This is a genomic window from Photobacterium sanctipauli (assembly GCF_003026495.1).
Lineage (GTDB): Bacteria > Pseudomonadota > Gammaproteobacteria > Enterobacterales > Vibrionaceae > Photobacterium > Photobacterium sanctipauli.
The window spans coordinates 713,163-728,830 of record NZ_PYMA01000001.1 but is presented as its reverse complement, the minus strand read 5'-3'; the positions used below and the strand labels follow the sequence as shown (position 1 = coordinate 728,830).

Genomic DNA, 15,668 nt, shown 5'->3' with positions numbered 1-15,668 from the left:
TTAAGAAGAATCTATATAACAGTTAATAAAAGTAATACTCCCCCTAAATAATACCGGATATAAAATCTTAAACTCTAATTGAAGAGCTTTTCTGCTAACTTTGCACCTTTGGGAGTTACGATTACTGATTTGTTTTTGTTTGGGATTGGTGTATTTTACTCGACCTGCGGGGCAAGCGTTAGTAGCCCAGAGAAAGTAATCAATCCATCGGGAACTTTTGTTTCTGATGGAGTACACGCATAATGCGGATGAGATCGCCTTCAACCCAGTACGATACAACCATCGAAATTTCAGGAATGATGAGTAAACGCCCTCGTATGCCATCTCGTTGTACACCCATGAGAGGTTGTTCGAGTAGATTTTCTACTTTCGTCTCTATAAGGGTATCGGTTTTCTCGGCAGCATCAGGGTTGAAGTCATAGAGAAATTCAAAAATCTTTTCTCGATCGTTAAGAGATTCTTCTTCCCATAGAATCATTGCTTACCTCGGTTACGGATTCTGGCTTTACGCTCTTCCATTCGAGATTTAGCGGATTGGTGTTCAACGAAAACTGCTTTTCCTGAGTCAAACTTATCAAATGCAAGGTTCACTTGCTCAGTTAGCCATGCATCATGAGATAAGGCTTTTCTTTGTTGTTCAGCAAGTTGCTCGGTAAGTTCTCGGCAAGCATCACTCAGTGTGCGACCTTGGCTTTCAGCCATTTGTTGAGCAAGACGTTTTGTTTCCTCATCAACACGGAATTGAATTCTAGTGTCCATGGTGTGCTCCTTTATTGGTGTGCGTACATATGTTAGCACTAGCTTGTAAGACGGGCAACTCGTAGGTGTTTAAGGTGATTGACAACGCCCCTTGCGATAGCGAAGGGGCGTATGATTTGTATATCGATTAGAGATGTTGAAACTAGCGTGTCTCTGTTGCCAGCTGCGGCTCCGCTACCAGAGGTTTTTCTTGGTTGTCGGATTCGTCGTCGCCGTATTTCTCCATCAGGCTGCGCTGCACTTTTTGTTGTAGCTCGCCATTTAGCTTGTAGAACTTGAAGTAGATGAACAAGCAAATGAAGAAGAAGATACTTGGCAGGGCAATCATGATGCATTGCATACCAAAGATGGTTTCAGGTGTCTGCTCTACGTTTGGTACGTAGTTCACCGCGGTTAATACGATGCCAATCAAGAAGCCTGCGAATGCCGAGCCTGCCTTAACCACCAAGGTTTGTACTGAGTAAGCGACACTTTCACAGCGTACGCCAAGCTTGTACTCGCCGTAGTCGACGGTGTCGGCCACCATAATTACCTGCAACACCCAGAAGAATGCCGTACCGATGTTGAGGAAAATACCTGCCAGAGTGATAAGGAATACGCTTTGCGAACTGGCGATAGCGATATAAACCAGCGTTAAGCTACTGATGATTGGGAATATAGACGCCCCAGCCCAAAGCACGCGGCGCGAGAAGTACTGCGAGAGTTTCGGGAACAGCACAAGGGTGATCAGGTTGGCAATACCGGCATAGGCCATGTAGTACGGGAACAAGTCTTCACGGCCAATGACATAGGTGAAGTAGTAAATGGCAAAAGCGGTGATCACATTGGTTGCTAGGTTGTAGGCCAGCGACATACCCAACATGCTAGATAGCTGGTCGTTTTTGTAAATCAGTGAAAGTAGTTTTTTCAGGCCGATACGTTCCGGTGCTGCCTGCTGGGCGGCATTGGCTTGTGGTTTGGTTTGCTTGTCGGAAGAATAGCGCTCTTTAACATTGCGCAGCGTAATGAAAGTCGAAATACAGAAGAAGACAATAAGTACCAAGGTGAACATCTGGAAGCCGTAGCCTTTGTCATCACCGCCGACATAGTTGACGAACGGTAGGGCAACCGCTGCGGTTAGGCTCCAAGAAAGGCTGGCAAAAAAGCGAGGGTATGGCACTAATTCTTCACGTTCACGCTTGTCCAGCGTCAGGGTTGGTACCAGCGACCAGAATGGGATGTCCATCAGGGTGTAGGTCATGCCCCATAAAATATAGGTGACGGCAACATAGGCGATAAGCGCAGTGCCTTCAAAATGGTGGGCGCTAAAGACCATGTACAGCACAACGGAGTTGGCCAATGTACCAATGAGGATCCAAGGCTTGAACTTACCCCAGCGGGTGCGAGTATTGTTGACCATCCAGCCCATGATAGGGTCGTTGACGGCATCCCAGATGCGGGCAACCAGGAAGATGGTACCGACGACACTGGCGGAGATCCCGACCACATCGGTGTAGTAATACATCAGGTACATATATACAACACCGATGGCGAAATCCTTGCCAAAGGCGCCGAAGCCGTAACTCAGCTTGGTGTTCATTGAAACGCTCATGAAAAGCTCCTTATGCCCGCATGGGGTCTGCGGGCATTTTATCGTTATTGTTTCACGTTATTGTCTATATCGTTTAACTGCTTCTTGTTCTTAAACTTTTTGTTATATCTGGCTTTGCTTTATCGAGTTTTGTTTTATCAAGCTGTGTGGCTTATTGATAAATCCACTCTGGTAGCCAGCCTTGGTGTGCGTCGATGAGTTCATCGACCAAGGCATAGATTTCTTCGATACCCAATACCGCTGCTGTGTGCGGGTCTAGCATTGCCGCGTGGTAGATGCGCTCGCGGTTTTCGGTCAAGATAGCCTCGGTCAGCAAGGTTTGGACATTGATGTTGGTTTGCATCAAGGCTGCCAAGTGGCTAGGTAGGGAGCCCACCGCTGTTGGTTGGATACCGTTGGCATCAACCAGGCACGCCACTTCGACACAACAACCCGCTGGCAAGTTATCAATCAGGCCTTCGTTTTTCACGTTGCCGTAAATCACGCTAGGGGTATTGGTCCAAATCGCATTCATGATGGTGCTGGCATATTCATGGGACTCTTTGATGTCGATGCGATCGGCATTCTTGTACTCTTCAAGATCTTGCTTCCAGCTGGCAATTTGCTCGACGCAACGCTTTGGATATTCGTCTAGCGGCACTTGGTAGCGCTCTATCAAGTCAGGGCGGTTTGGCTTGATGAAGTAAGGGGTATATTCGGCAAAGTGCTCCGAAGATTCAGTCACGAAGTAGCCTAGCTTCTTGAACATCTCATAGCGAACAACGTTTTGGCAGCGCGCGTTGTGCGGGTTGGGTTTTGGTGCCTGTCCCATTTCGTAAGCTGCTAATAGATCAGGGTAGATACTGCGGTAATTGCCGTCTGCGTCTTTTTGCTCAAGGGTGAGGTAGTACGCCATGTGGTTGATACCGGCACAGGTATAGCGCAGGTCGTTGTAGTCAATTTCAAGATCGCGTGCGAGCTCTTCTGCGGTGCCCTGGACGGAGTGGCACAAGCCGACTTGCTTGATGTGCGGGTATTTCTCGTACATTGCCCAGGTGTTCATTGCCATCGGGTTGACGTAGTTCAGCATGGTGGCATTAGGACAAACGTCTGTCATGTCTTCACATATTTGCCATAGGTGGGGAATGGTACGCAGGGAGCGCATAATGCCGCCAGGGCCAAGGGTATCAGCAATGGTTTGCTCCAGCCCATGTTTCTTGCACACCTCAAAATCAGTCACGGTACATGGCTCATAACCACCGATTTGGAAAGCGACCACAACAAAGTCTGCGCCATCGAGTGCGGCTTTTTGGTCGGTGTAGCAGTCGATTTGACCGGTTGCGCCAGCCGATTCCATCAGCTTACCGACCACAATTTGTGACTCTTCCAAACGCACAGGGTCGATGTCCATCAGCGCGATATTGGCACTTTTTAGCGCGGGCTTGTGGAAAACATCACCAAGAATGTTCTTTACGAAAATGGTTGAACCGGCACCGATGAAGGTGATTTTAGGGTGTTTCATAGCCGTTCCTTTTTACTTTCATTTTGATGGTTACATCATCAATGAATCCGGTGCGGCTATCTTCCCTATAGTTTGCCTTTGTGTCCCATTTTCTAAGATTTCGGTGGTTGGCTCACAATATTGCTTCTACAGCTAAGGATTATTGGCTGATATAGATGCTGCATGACAAATAGGGTTGATGAATGGCTTGGGCATTGTTTTCTTGCGCAAGCACACTAGTGCTCAGTAGCGGCTGTTTTGACCGTAGTAGTTGGATAGGTTGTCGCGATTGCTCCCGCCCTTCCAGCCTGATGACGTGGTTAATGCGAGGATGTCTTTGACTTGGTATGGCTCGCCGCCAAAGATCAGCGTAGAAAGGGTTTGCCTTAATGCGTTTAATTCTGTTTGGTCGAGCTGGTAGCGTTGTTGGGTTTGCTCTGTAGCTTGTTCAAGGTACAAGGCAATGGCATAGCGGAAGAAGTGTTTTGAGACCTTGGTCTTCTTAGCGGCTTGCTCTATCTGGCCGAGGGAAAAGGACTCTTGCGGGCCATAGTCGGCCACCAAAACCGGAGCCAGTTTGCTGATGTAAGCCCTTAGCGCACGCTTTCGACGAAGTTTGGAAAATAGCATCATATGAATCTCCTATTTTTACCCAAGCTACTTCAAGATGCAGGCTCAGTATGCCAAAGCGCTGCTTGAAGGGGAAGCATTCAGCTGTAGGGGGGATCACCCAACGGGGCTATATCAATACCATTAACGATGACCAAATTAAGCGAAGGGCAATCAGGCTCAGCAGGATTTTAAGCGCTTTGTGGTATTGATGGTTGGGGAAGCGGTCGAGGAGGTATTGGCCTGCCAGAGTGCCCAAAAAACCTGTTGCTATCATAAGGCCAATTACACCAATCCACTCCATAAAGGCAAAACCAAACAGGCCGAATACTAACGCTTTGATTGAATGCTGGATGGTCATAAGGGCGGCGGTAGTACTGACCAACTCTTTACGCTCGGTGATCATATGCTTCAAGCTGGCAATAACAAACGGGCCCGTTGCGCCGATGAACATGGTCAGAAAAGTGGTGATGCTACCAAGGGCGGCGATACTTTTCTTGCCACCTAAGCCGCGGGTGATCGGGAGCCAGCAGCTCGACAGAATGAAGCAGCCGAGGATCAAGGTGATCGCTTCTGCGGGGAGGTTGAGCACCAGATGGCCGCCGAGGGCGGCGCCTAAAACACTGCCGACCACGAACCACAAAATAATAGCGCGCCTCACGTGCTGGCGTAACAACCAACAGCGGCTGCTGTTCGAACTGAGCTGCACCACGGCATGAACCGGAATGATGGCGCTGGCTGGTATGATGCTGGCCATGACTGCAATCAGCAGCGCGCCACCGCCCACGCCCATGACAGAGGTAATGGCTGAAGTCATGAAACTACAAATAATTAAGATGCTGAACTGAGAGGTGCTCAGTGCATCTGGTATTATTAGTGCCATCAACTCCATCATTTACCTGTGCTCGTATTATCCTGATAAGTGCTTAGTGTAACGCGATTATTTGCTAAAAACTGTCGGATTTCTTCAATCTTTACGGGGTTGGCCGGGGTAAACTTCCACTATGCTAACCAGAGGTTGTTAGCATGTTTGATAAGCCTGAAATTATTTGAGTATATTTATTATGAATTCAATACCGTCACTACCTCAGCTAGGTTGGCGTCCTTTTTTTCAGCAGCAGTTGACCCTCGATGAGCTAGGCGAGTACCAGGTTGGTCGCGTGGTTGAACAGCATCGAAGCGGTGTGGTGGTAATGGGCGAGCAAGGCCAGCAGAGCCTAACCCAATCGCCCAATGGCGAGCGTGTTTGTGTCGGGGATTGGGTACTGTTTGACGATAACCTTAAGCTACATCGCTGCTTGGAACGCCAGTCTCTGTTCAAACGCAAAGCGCCGGGCACCAAAGTGGATACCCAGTTAATTGCTGCCAATATCGATAGTTTGCTGGTGGTGTGTTCGTTGAATAACGACTTTAACCTAAGCCGTATCGAGCGTTATTTGGCACTAGCAAAAGAAGCGGAAGTGGAACCGATTATTGTGCTGACCAAGGCAGACCAATGCGAGGATGTGGAAGATAAGCGCCAGCAAGTACAGGCGTTGGATCCGCTGCTGATGGTGCATGCAATCAATGGGTTAGATCCCGAGTACTTGCAAGAGCTTGCTGGCTATTGCACTCAGGGTAAAACCTTGGCCTTGCTGGGATCATCCGGTGTTGGCAAGTCGACCTTGGTCAATGGGTTGATGGGCGCAGAAGTCCAGTCAACGGCGGCGATTCGAGAAGACGATAGCAAGGGACGACATACGACGACTTCCCGTGCTCTGAAGTGGTTGCCACAAGGTGGATTGCTGATGGATACCCCGGGCATGCGCGAATTGCAGCTAAGCGATTGCGAGCAAGGGGTGAGTGATACCTTCAGTGAAATCACAGAGCTGGCACAACAATGCCGCTTTGGTGATTGTAGCCACGAGAGCGAACCGGGATGCGTGGTGCAACAAGCCATTGCCGACGGTACCCTCGCGCCAAGGCGCCTGGTGAGCTATCAAAAGCTGATGCGCGAACAAGCGTTGAATAGTGCAACTCTTGCCGAGAAGCGTGCCAAAGATAAAGCGTTCGGCAAGATGATCCACAATGTGCAAAGCCAATCTCGCCACCGCAAGAAAGGGTATTAAAAAGCGACATGTAAGCTGGCTCTAACAAAGTCTTCATCTTTGTATGGGTAGAGCGACATGTCGTCGGGTGAAGCGTTCATGATGCTGGTGGCTTTGCCCATTAGCCTGACATAGTCGTTTATTCGATACTGCAGACTAAGCTCTAGATATTGGCTGGCATAGCTTAAATCATGGCTAAAGAGCAGCTTCATGTCGCTATCTGTGCCGATCTCTGCCCGCATGCCAATGAATACATCGTTTTGGCCGTGGTTTTCCACGGTCTCTTTTCGGCTGTCATAAAGGTATTCGCCAATCAAGGTGACCTCGTTGAGGTTGCTAATATTGGGATAGGTACGGTATTCGACGCCAGCATTAATAGCGACGAAGTTGTCATCAAGCTCACGGCCGGCTTTTACTTCGATCTTCGGCGTGAGCACTTCACCCAAATAGAGCCCGTCAAAGAGTAAATTGTGGGTCTGAATGTAATAGGGCATCAGGCGACCGGAGCTTGGGGATGGACGAAGTATTGGTACACGCCGGGTACCCGTGAAAGCACCTATCGCCCATTCCCCGTTATCGGTATAGAACTTTGCCCGAGTTGCCCATCCGCCATCTTCTTTGCCATCTTCAAACACGGCGTTATCAGCCAGTTTCATCCCGGTATTGGGGCGGAGTGGATATAGGCGCTCCCTGAACACTGGCATGTAGATTAGGGTGATATCGGCCTCGCTCGCAGCGTAAAACAGAGAAATCATTGGCTGGCCGAGTTTTACTTTGCCATCGAAACTTTCAGTGAGATCGGCTTGGTTAATCACATTGACGACATTGATGGATTCAGACACGCCCCAAAATACCCGGCTGATCCCCGCTGTCAGTTCAAAATCCTGCCAGATCTTAGTGGCATGGGCTTCCCTGATGTCCCAGTACCTTCGCTCCGGATCTTGCTCGTCCCAGTTACCGAAGATGGCAACCCGCCACGGCAAGTTGGCTAAGCTGCCTTGCCATTCTGCTTGCCCTTGAACGCCATAGGAGGTTTGGTATAGGCGCTCTTCGTGGCGATAGCTGGGGGTGGGGCCGAGAATTTTCTGCTCAGCAAACCAAAGGCCATTCACAGACAGATCATACCGGCTATTATCGATAGCGGCATAGGATGAAGCGATAAAGAACCAGCAGGGCAGTAGCCAGAGCCGAGGGGATGTCATTAACGGCCTCCCCGCTGCAGTGCGCGCCGGTTCAGCTCATTGTCGGATAAGCCTTGTTTAAATGCGATGCTGGAATACACCAGTCGGGTTTTGCGCTGGGTTAGCCAGTTGGTCATCTCCACGTTCATTGGTCGCCAGTATTGGTTGTCGAATAGTGTGAACGCTTTGGCGAGCATGGTTTTTAGGTGTGCTTGTTTGCGGTCGTAAAAATCGATGCGAACGATCCGGCGGTGGGCTTGGTCAACCCATACCCGTTGCTTGGTATAGCCGGATTGCTTATCGACCGGGAAGCGATCGACGATATCGCAAATGGCCTCGTTACCCAGTGTGTTATTAGCTTCCAGGCACGGGGCTGTGTCGATGTATTGGTAGGTGAAATCATCGACAACTTTGTCGGTCATGTCCTCGAAAGAAAACTCGCTGCCAACAAACGCGCCGGATTTGTTCCGCGATGAAATTCGCTTGACCCGGTTGAGGCTTGGCAGATAAAGCCATTGCTCATCTGAGGCGTTTGGCTGGGGGTGAGTCAGTAACGCTGTTCCCTTGATATCTGCAGGAAAGTTAAAGCTTATTAGTGATTTGTCGCCACCATCTTGATTTTCCAACCTTTTGAAGGCGAGCTTGCGCAATGTTTCGTTGCCGGTGTTATTGGTGAGGATCATCTCTACTTCGGCCGAGCTATCAAGAAAGCCCCGATCCCGCATTTCTATTTCGGTCGCGATGGCCCTGCCTTTGCCAGCAGCATCGGCCAAAGCCCATGGTGATGGCAGCAAGGCGAACAAGGCGGCTGAAATTAACAGGTGGCTGGGTTTGCTAGTGAATATCATATGTCCCCCTTTTTCAGGTATTGTTGTGTGTCAGGTATTGCTGTGTGTGATTGAACGGGTGGTTTCGGTCTTGCTGATGCGTTTTTTCATTGGCAATTGGCGTAGGTACTTCAGCACGATGGCGGGTAGTACCAGCAAATCGAAGATCAAGGCCAATAAGATAGTCAGCCCAGTGAGCAGGCCCATTTGGGCATTTTTCTCGAACGAGGAACTGGCAAGCAGCAAGAAGCCTATGACCAGTAGCAAGGAGCTGATGACGATAGCGCTCATGGTGGTTTCAAAGGTGTGAGTAATGCTTTGCTCTGGGGTTAGGCCGCGCTTTAGGCCGTTGATGTATTGGTGAAGAAAGTGAACGGTGTCGTCGACAATGATGCCGATGGCCATTGCGGTCACTCCTGCCAGCCCCATTGAAATTTGCCCGTTGAGCCAATACCAGCAGCCAAATGCGGCCCCGATAGGAAGCAAGTTGGGGAGGAGTGTTAGGGCGCCGATGTAGGCCGATCTGAATAGGCTGGTCATCGTCAGGGTGATCACGATAAAGGCGATGAAAGCCCCTTCAAGCAGGCTGATCACATTGCTTTGGCCGATATGGGCAAATATTAAAGCAGGGCTTGAATACTGGTAGTGAACAAACGCCGGAGCATGGATATCCAACCATTCTGCAGCCCGCTGCTCGAAATTAATCACTTCTACCGAACTCATATTGGTCAGCCGCGCAGTCAGTTTCAAGGCCGATTTATTGAAGGTCAGTTGATGGGTGATGTCTTGGCCGAAGGGCAGCGACATTTCGTACAGCAGAAAATATTGGGCGGCAAGTTCTGCTGTTGCGGGAATGGCGTAATACTCGGGGAGGTCGCCGTTGAGCAGCTGGTTGAGATCCTTGATGCGAAATAGCGGGCTGTCGGTGACCGTCACCTCCGGCTGCTGGCTTAGCCAGGCGGTAAATTGTTCGATAAAGCGAAGGAAGCGAGGCTCGAACACACCATTGTCTTTGCCGCTGTCGAAGGCATAGCCGATGTTATAGATGGCAGAGAACTGACGGTCGATGGTTTCGGTCTCGGTTCTAAATGGCACGTCTTTGCTGAAGTACTTTACCAAGTCGTCATTGGGTTGGTTAAGTAAACCTGTTGCCGCAAATAGTATTGCGGCGGGCACCATCCAGCGCCGGATCCTCGCTTGGTAGAGAATAACCCACTTGGCTAAAGCCGTGACACGGGCCATGACCCCTGCCACTTTGCCTGAGTGTTTATTGAACCTGAGCGTTAGCAGTAAGGTAGGCAGGACAAAGAAACAAAGCAGTAGTGAGAAAGCAACTCCTAGCGCCACGATATTGCCAAGGTCACGAAAGGGGGGGGAGTCACTGACGTTCATTGCTAAAAATCCGGCAATGGTGGTGAGGTGGCTAACCAATATTGGACGGCCATGCTGTTGGTAGGCGGTGGTAACCGCTTGGTGTTGAGCCAAGCCCTGTATGAGACCGCGCTTGACCGCATTGATGATATGGATGGTGGAGGCAACAATCACGGTGAACATAATAATTGGTGCCGAAATGGAAGGGGCGGATAATTGAATACCCAGCCAGCCCGCACTACCCAATGCGCCGGCAAAGGTCAGTAGCATTAGCACCAGAATGGATAGCGATGCTTTGAACGAGCCGAGAATGATCGCGGACATCACCAAGATCACCACTATCATCAATGGAATAAGCGTGATGAAATCCTTTTTTGCCGCCTTGATAAATGCGCTATTCATGGCAACCACACCGGTTGCGTAAAAGCGATAGTCCGGGTAGTCGGCACGCCAACTCTCCAAGAGAGTGTCCACGGTATTACTGACAGCGAGGATTTCCTCCTGAGGTGATAAACCCGGCAGCTGTACCGTGATATTGATACCGGCATAGCTTGGATCATCGTTGATCAGGGAGCCGAACAAATTTTTCTCTTTAGGCGCTATTTGGGCAATCCAACGGGCAAACTCAGGGGTAATTTGCGTTGGCTCATAAATGAAATTGTCGATAACGATGTCATCTTCAATGGCACTGCTATACGGGTAGTTAGTTAACGAGTTGACGCGCGAAACATGGGGAAGGGTCCAGAGTGTTTCGGTCAGACCATGCAGCAATGATAGCGATGTTGGGGTGTAGATATCCTCTGGTGCTTTCACCATGATGAAAACATTGTCAGATGCGGTGTATTCCGCTTCCATTTGCTCTAATACCGCGAGGTCACGGCTATCATCATCGAAGAATATTTTGTAGTCGGTTGCCAGCCCCAGCTTGCTAAGCCCCACCCCGGCGATTGCGGCCAATACCAGACTGATGAACAGCAATGGGCGAGACCATGACTTGTCGAGGAGCTTGTCGATAAACGTTTTGCTCATACATCCACCTTGTGCTTGTTGCCAAGGTGGTTATCAACCAATGTCATTACATGGTCGACGTCGCGCTCTACCCCCATGATAAGCTCGGAAGCACGGCAGCTCAGCCATTTTCGCCCTACCACAAATAGCCCCGAGGCGGGGGTGAGCCCGTTGTCTTGAACAAAGCCCTGTTGGTCAATGCAGTGCTCAACCTTCAACCAGCGGGTGTCGTCTTGGTAGCCCGTTGCCCAAATCACGACATCAATGGCGGCTTGGCGGCCATCGACAAATAACAGGGTGTCACCATTACAACTTACTAGCCGCTCAAAAATTGTGACACCTTGCTTTGCCAGCTTTGGGTTGGTGAACTCGCCCAGCGGTACTGGGTTTCGCTTCTTGAGGATTTTGCTGACGATCGTGCCATTGCCAGCCGATAGGATGCCAAGTTTGGAAAGCCACCAGAAGATATCTTTGCCAAATACCTTGTTGGGTGGCATCCCTCGGCGCTGGCCGCAAGCCAAGCTTACCTCGCAACGTGAAGCCAGTTGCGCTGCAATCTGGCGGCCGCTGGCTCCGTCACCGATGACAGCGACCCGATGGCCATTTTTGATGGCGTCCAAATTGGGTATATCGGCTGGCAACTGGATGACAGCACGGGATAACTGGTGGCTTATCGTCGGTATTTGCGGCAACTGGTTTGAGCCAGTTGCATTGATGATGGTTTTGGCTTCTATGCGGTCGGTGTTGTTGGTTTTGATGACATAGAGGCTGCCTTCGCGAGTAACTGAGAGCACTTGCGTATTGGTTTTGACGTTGAGCGAGAAGGTCTTCGCGTATAGTTTGAGATACTCGGCCACTTCGGTGGTAAGCGGGAAACCTTGCGGGTCGCCAGGAAAATGAAGCCCGGGCAATGCGCAAAACTGGCGGGAGGTGAATAGCCTCATGCCATTTAGGCGTTGTTGCCATTGCTGACCGATTTGGTTGCGCTCAAGCACGACATAATGTTTATTGCGTTCTGCAAGGGCTTTGGCTGCATATAGGCCGCTTTGGCCGGCGCCGATAATGACTGAATCATATTGCATCTGCGTTCTCCTTCAGTTGGGCTTGAAGGTGCTCCAGCATCGAGTTAATCGTTGGGTAATCAAACGCCAAGGTTGGGTCTATCTCTTGGCCAGTATGCTTTTCAACAATGCTGCTGAGCTGGACGTGCCCCATTGAATCCAGTCCTAGACGGGAAAATGAGGTGTCGAGGTGGCTGTTTCGGCAAAAGTCTTCGACTTCGCTTTCAAGAAAGGCGCATATGTCATCGAGCATCGCGTTTTTGTCTATGTGGTTCATGTTGAGTCCTTTCATTTACTTTTTCCTGCTTGGCGAATTTACTTTTTCCTGCTTGGCGAATTTACTTTCGCTTCGTTAGGCTTGGTCTAAGTTCAGAAGCCGGTGGCATTCGCCTCGCCTTACTTTGCCGCTGGTTGTTTTGGGAAGGCTGCCCGGGGGAACGAGCAACAGGTGATCGAGGGTGATCCCTGCTTCGGAGCTGAGCGCGTGTTTAAGATCCTGGTTCATCACGTCATGGCATTGATCGCGCAGCGAGCGCTTTTTGATTTCAACCACGGCGGCAATGGCGGTTTTATCTCCGTCGGAAACGGTAAAGACAGAGGCCCCGTTTCCGCCTGTTGCGTGCTCATAGCTATTGCAGATCTGCTCAAGGTCATAGGGGTAGATATTCTTACCGCGCACTATCATTAGCTCTTTGTGCCTGCCGGTAACAAACAGGCAGCCACCGTGGACAAAACCAAGATCACCGGTACGCAGATACTGCCCATCGTGTTCACCAGCGATTTTGGCTGCGAAGACTTCTTGGCTGATGTCAGGTTGGTTGAGGTAACCCTTGGCAACTGAGCGTCCTTTAAGCCAGATTTCACCAACGGTGCTGTCTTGGCAGCGTGAGCCTGTAATAGGGTCAACAATGGCACAGGCAAAATGTGGGCTGAGCTCGCCACAGTTGACGATGGTCAAGGGCAATGCGTCTGGCTCATTATCGGCAGTGGTGATTTTTCCCTGCGCGAGTGCGTTGCGGTTGAGCTTTAGGCTTCGTATCCCCGTCGACTTGGGACCGCCACTGACAAACAGGGTGGTTTCCGCCATACCGTAGCAGGGGAAAAACGAGCCATGCTCAAAGCCAGCGCAAGCAAAACGCTCGGCAAAGGTGTGCATGGTTGAGGCTTTGACCGGTTCTGAACCATTGAGAGCCACTTTCCAGCAACTTAAATCCAATTGTTGAATTTGCTTGTCGTCCCTGATCATTTTCATGCAGTGCTCATAGCCAAAGTTGGGGGCCGCCGAGCTGTGGATACGGTATTGGTCGATGAGCTGCAGCCAACGTAGAGGGCGCTGGATAAAGTTGAGCGGTGGCATGAACACGTATGTGCCGCCTAAAAACAGCGGCTGCAACATGTGGCCAATAAGGCCCATGTCGTGAAATTGCGGCAGCCAGCCGCCCGCAATCAACCCTGGTTGGTGATCACACGCTTTCTGGATCGCCAGCTGGTTATCAATGATATTGCGGTGGGTGACAATGACCCCCTTGGGGGCACTGGTGGAGCCGGAGGTATATTGGATAAAAGCGGTGTCATCGAGTTGGATGCTGGGCAGAGTGCGGTTCTGTGTTGCCGCGTGGCGCTCATCAAGCCAACGAAAGCCGGATAGGGCTTGAATGTCCCGTAACTCAGCATGCAGCAGTACCTGTGTCTCTTGTGTTGTGAGTATCGTTTTTACGCCCGTATCGCGCAAAATAGTCAGGGTACGCTCCAGTTGCTTGGCGTTCTTGGTTAAGTTCATGGGAACCGCATACGCTCCCGCGGCAAGGCAGGCAAGGAAATCAACCACAAACTCGATACCGGTTGGAAATAACAGACCAACGTGTTGGCCCGATAACCCGCTTTCAACTAAAAGCTTTGCCCGGGTAACCACTTGCTTGTTAAGTTCACCGTAGCTTAGTGTCTCGGCGGTTTCTGGTCCGCGAGGTTGGAATACACAGGCCAGTTTTTCAGGGTGTTTTTCAGCATGGGAAAGAACCTGGGCCAGGTATAAGCCTGTTGATGACTCTGGCTTGTAAGGCGTTGAAAAGCAGTTGTTAGCCATTTGCTATTTTTCCTCCAATGCCAAGCAACGCACTGGCTTCAGCTTCCAGCGCTGCCACCAGATAACGAATATCTTGCTCTGTGGTGAATTGGCCGAAGCTGATACGAATTGCACTTTGGATTGTTTGCTCGCTGATCTGCATCGCGCTAAGTACATGGGAGAGCTGCTTTTGTTTGTTGTTGCTGCAAGCCGAGCCGATTGACACCTGAATGCCGTGGTTGAGCTCCAACCTGAGTGCCAGTGCTTCGCCCCTGAGCCCATTGATGGATGCATTAAGGCAATTGGTTAGTGCGTCCTGGTTAGATAACGCGCCATTGAATGAAACGGGTAGCCATGATTGATCAAGCAGCTGCATCAGTAACTGTTTTTGCTGCCATGCTTTACCATGCCATTGCTCAATGTGAATTGAGGCTTGCTCGGCCGCGGCGGCAAGGCCTGATAATGCGAGTAGGTTTTCGGTACCTGAGCGCATGCCATCTTCTTGACCACCACCATGGATAAGTGGGTTAAGGTTGTGAGGCTCCTTGATATAGAGGCAACCGATCCCTTTGGGGCCATAGAACTTGTGGGCAGACACAGAAGCAAAGTCGACACCCAGTTCGGTGCAACTAAATGGTGTTTTTCCCACTTGCTGCACAGCATCGACATGAAAAGGGATTGCCCGTTGTTGCGCCAGCTTGGCTATCGATTCTATTGGCTGCAAACGGCCCGTTTCGTTGTTTGCCGTCATGATGCTTATCAGCTGGGTGTTTGGCTTGATAGCATTCTCGACTTGGGAGGTAGAGATAGCGCCAGAATGGTCGGGCTTTAAATAAGTGACAGAAAAACCGTGCTCTTGTTCGAAATAGCCGAGGGTAGAGAGCACCGAAGGGTGCTCTATTGCCGTAGTGATTATATGGCCGGGCTTTGGCAGCTGTGGGTATAACACCCCTTTTATTGCCCAGTTATTGGATTCAGAGCCGCCCGAGGTGAAAAAGATTTGCTCGGGTTTAGCACCCAATAGTGCTGCCATATTTTGTCTGGCAGTGCTTACGATATGCTTGGTGTTTTTGGCCAATAGCGTATTGCTTGATGGGTTGGCAAAGAGTGGCAGTGCGGCCTGAATGGCCGCCATGGTTTCTCCCGCCATTGGCGTAGTCGCATTGTAATCGAAGTAGCTGTTGAGCGTGTTTGTGTCAGGATGCAGAGACATGGCGCGCCTCCGCATGTTCAGTTTTTATAGTTTGCTGGTGGTTGCAGGCTGTTTGTAGGTATTGCTCAAACAGCGCTTCTAGAATCGCAATGCAGTGTTGTTGGGCGGGCTCTAGTTCACCCAGCATAGGTGCAATATCTGTTGCGGCTATTTGCTGTACATTCTGGAATGATTTGCCATTGATATTGCTGCAAAAAATATTGGCTGTTGCCACGGATGTTGCGCACCCCCAAGCCTGAAATTTGGCTTCTGTAATTAGGCCGTTTTCCGTTGCTAGCGCGATCTCGATGCGGTCACCACAAACAGCGTTGCCAACCATAAAGGTGAAATCTGGCGATGCTAGCTCACCGCTGAACTGAGGGTGGGTAAAGTTATCGATAATGATGTCGTTGTACATCCCAAGTCTTCCTTGTTTCGAT

15 protein-coding genes are annotated in these 15,668 nt (G+C 50.2%); 1 reads left to right on the top strand and 14 read right to left on the bottom strand.

Annotated features, from left to right (window positions below; genetic code table 11):
- Positions 1–199: 199 nt before the first annotated feature.
- From C9I98_RS03180 to C9I98_RS03155, 6 genes are all read right to left on the bottom strand, one after another.
- Positions 200–478 carry a type II toxin-antitoxin system RelE/ParE family toxin gene (locus tag C9I98_RS03180; protein ID WP_036827989.1) on the bottom strand — a complete coding sequence of 93 codons (279 nt, stop codon included), beginning with the start codon at positions 476–478 and terminating at the stop codon, positions 200–202.
- Positions 475–759 (bottom strand): type II toxin-antitoxin system RelB/DinJ family antitoxin, encoded by a 285-nt coding sequence (locus C9I98_RS03175; protein ID WP_036827987.1) that lies wholly within the window; start codon positions 757–759, stop codon positions 475–477. The genes C9I98_RS03180 and C9I98_RS03175 overlap by 4 nt, the downstream gene beginning before the upstream one ends.
- A gap of 142 nt (positions 760–901) precedes the next feature.
- Positions 902–2,350, bottom strand: coding sequence for a melibiose:sodium transporter MelB (melB, locus tag C9I98_RS03170; RefSeq protein ID WP_036827984.1), 1,449 nt, complete (start codon positions 2,348–2,350; stop codon positions 902–904).
- A 151-nt stretch (positions 2,351–2,501) separates the two neighbouring features.
- Positions 2,502–3,851: an alpha-glucosidase/alpha-galactosidase gene (melA, locus tag C9I98_RS03165; protein ID WP_036827982.1), complete on the bottom strand. Its 1,350-nt coding sequence runs from the start codon at positions 3,849–3,851 to the stop codon at positions 2,502–2,504.
- 222 nt (positions 3,852–4,073) lie between these two features.
- Positions 4,074–4,463, bottom strand: coding sequence for a DUF6559 family protein (locus C9I98_RS03160; RefSeq protein ID WP_051902493.1), 390 nt, complete (start codon positions 4,461–4,463; stop codon positions 4,074–4,076).
- A 106-nt stretch (positions 4,464–4,569) separates the two neighbouring features.
- Positions 4,570–5,322 carry a sulfite exporter TauE/SafE family protein gene (locus C9I98_RS03155; protein WP_158262655.1) on the bottom strand — a complete coding sequence of 251 codons (753 nt, stop codon included), beginning with the start codon at positions 5,320–5,322 and terminating at the stop codon, positions 4,570–4,572.
- A 181-nt stretch (positions 5,323–5,503) separates the two neighbouring features.
- Between C9I98_RS03155 and rsgA the strand changes: the two genes are divergently transcribed.
- Positions 5,504–6,547, top strand: coding sequence for a ribosome small subunit-dependent GTPase A (gene rsgA / locus C9I98_RS03150; RefSeq protein WP_036821266.1), 1,044 nt, complete (start codon positions 5,504–5,506; stop codon positions 6,545–6,547).
- Here the strand turns inward: rsgA and C9I98_RS03145 are convergent.
- From C9I98_RS03145 to C9I98_RS03110, 8 genes are read right to left on the bottom strand one after another with little or no spacing between them, the layout of a single operon-like run.
- Positions 6,544–7,728: a hypothetical protein gene (locus C9I98_RS03145; protein WP_036821269.1), complete on the bottom strand. Its 1,185-nt coding sequence runs from the start codon at positions 7,726–7,728 to the stop codon at positions 6,544–6,546. The two genes, rsgA and C9I98_RS03145, sit on opposite strands and share 4 nt — an antisense overlap.
- Positions 7,728–8,555 carry an outer membrane lipoprotein-sorting protein gene (locus tag C9I98_RS03140; protein ID WP_107271562.1) on the bottom strand — a complete coding sequence of 276 codons (828 nt, stop codon included), beginning with the start codon at positions 8,553–8,555 and terminating at the stop codon, positions 7,728–7,730. The genes C9I98_RS03145 and C9I98_RS03140 overlap by 1 nt, the downstream gene beginning before the upstream one ends.
- Before the next feature lie 30 nt (positions 8,556–8,585).
- Entirely contained in the window at positions 8,586–10,934 is a 2,349-nt protein-coding gene (locus C9I98_RS03135) for an efflux RND transporter permease subunit (protein ID WP_036826474.1), read from the bottom strand.
- A complete protein-coding gene (locus C9I98_RS03130) occupies positions 10,931–11,995 on the bottom strand; it encodes a flavin-containing monooxygenase (RefSeq protein WP_036826471.1) in 1,065 nt (354 codons plus the stop codon). Before C9I98_RS03130 ends, C9I98_RS03135 begins: the two co-directional genes overlap by 4 nt.
- Entirely contained in the window at positions 11,985–12,266 is a 282-nt protein-coding gene (locus C9I98_RS03125; RefSeq protein ID WP_036826468.1) for an acyl carrier protein, read from the bottom strand. Before C9I98_RS03125 ends, C9I98_RS03130 begins: the two co-directional genes overlap by 11 nt.
- A 60-nt stretch (positions 12,267–12,326) precedes the next feature.
- Positions 12,327–14,057 carry a fatty acyl-AMP ligase gene (locus tag C9I98_RS03120; protein WP_107271561.1) on the bottom strand — a complete coding sequence of 577 codons (1,731 nt, stop codon included), beginning with the start codon at positions 14,055–14,057 and terminating at the stop codon, positions 12,327–12,329.
- Entirely contained in the window at positions 14,050–15,249 is a 1,200-nt protein-coding gene (locus tag C9I98_RS03115) for a cysteine desulfurase family protein (protein WP_051902160.1), read from the bottom strand. The genes C9I98_RS03120 and C9I98_RS03115 overlap by 8 nt, the downstream gene beginning before the upstream one ends.
- Positions 15,233–15,646, bottom strand: a complete 414-nt coding sequence (locus tag C9I98_RS03110) for an iron-sulfur cluster assembly scaffold protein (protein ID WP_081878938.1) — start codon at positions 15,644–15,646, stop codon at positions 15,233–15,235. Before C9I98_RS03110 ends, C9I98_RS03115 begins: the two co-directional genes overlap by 17 nt.
- Between the last annotated feature and the right edge of the window lie 22 nt (positions 15,647–15,668).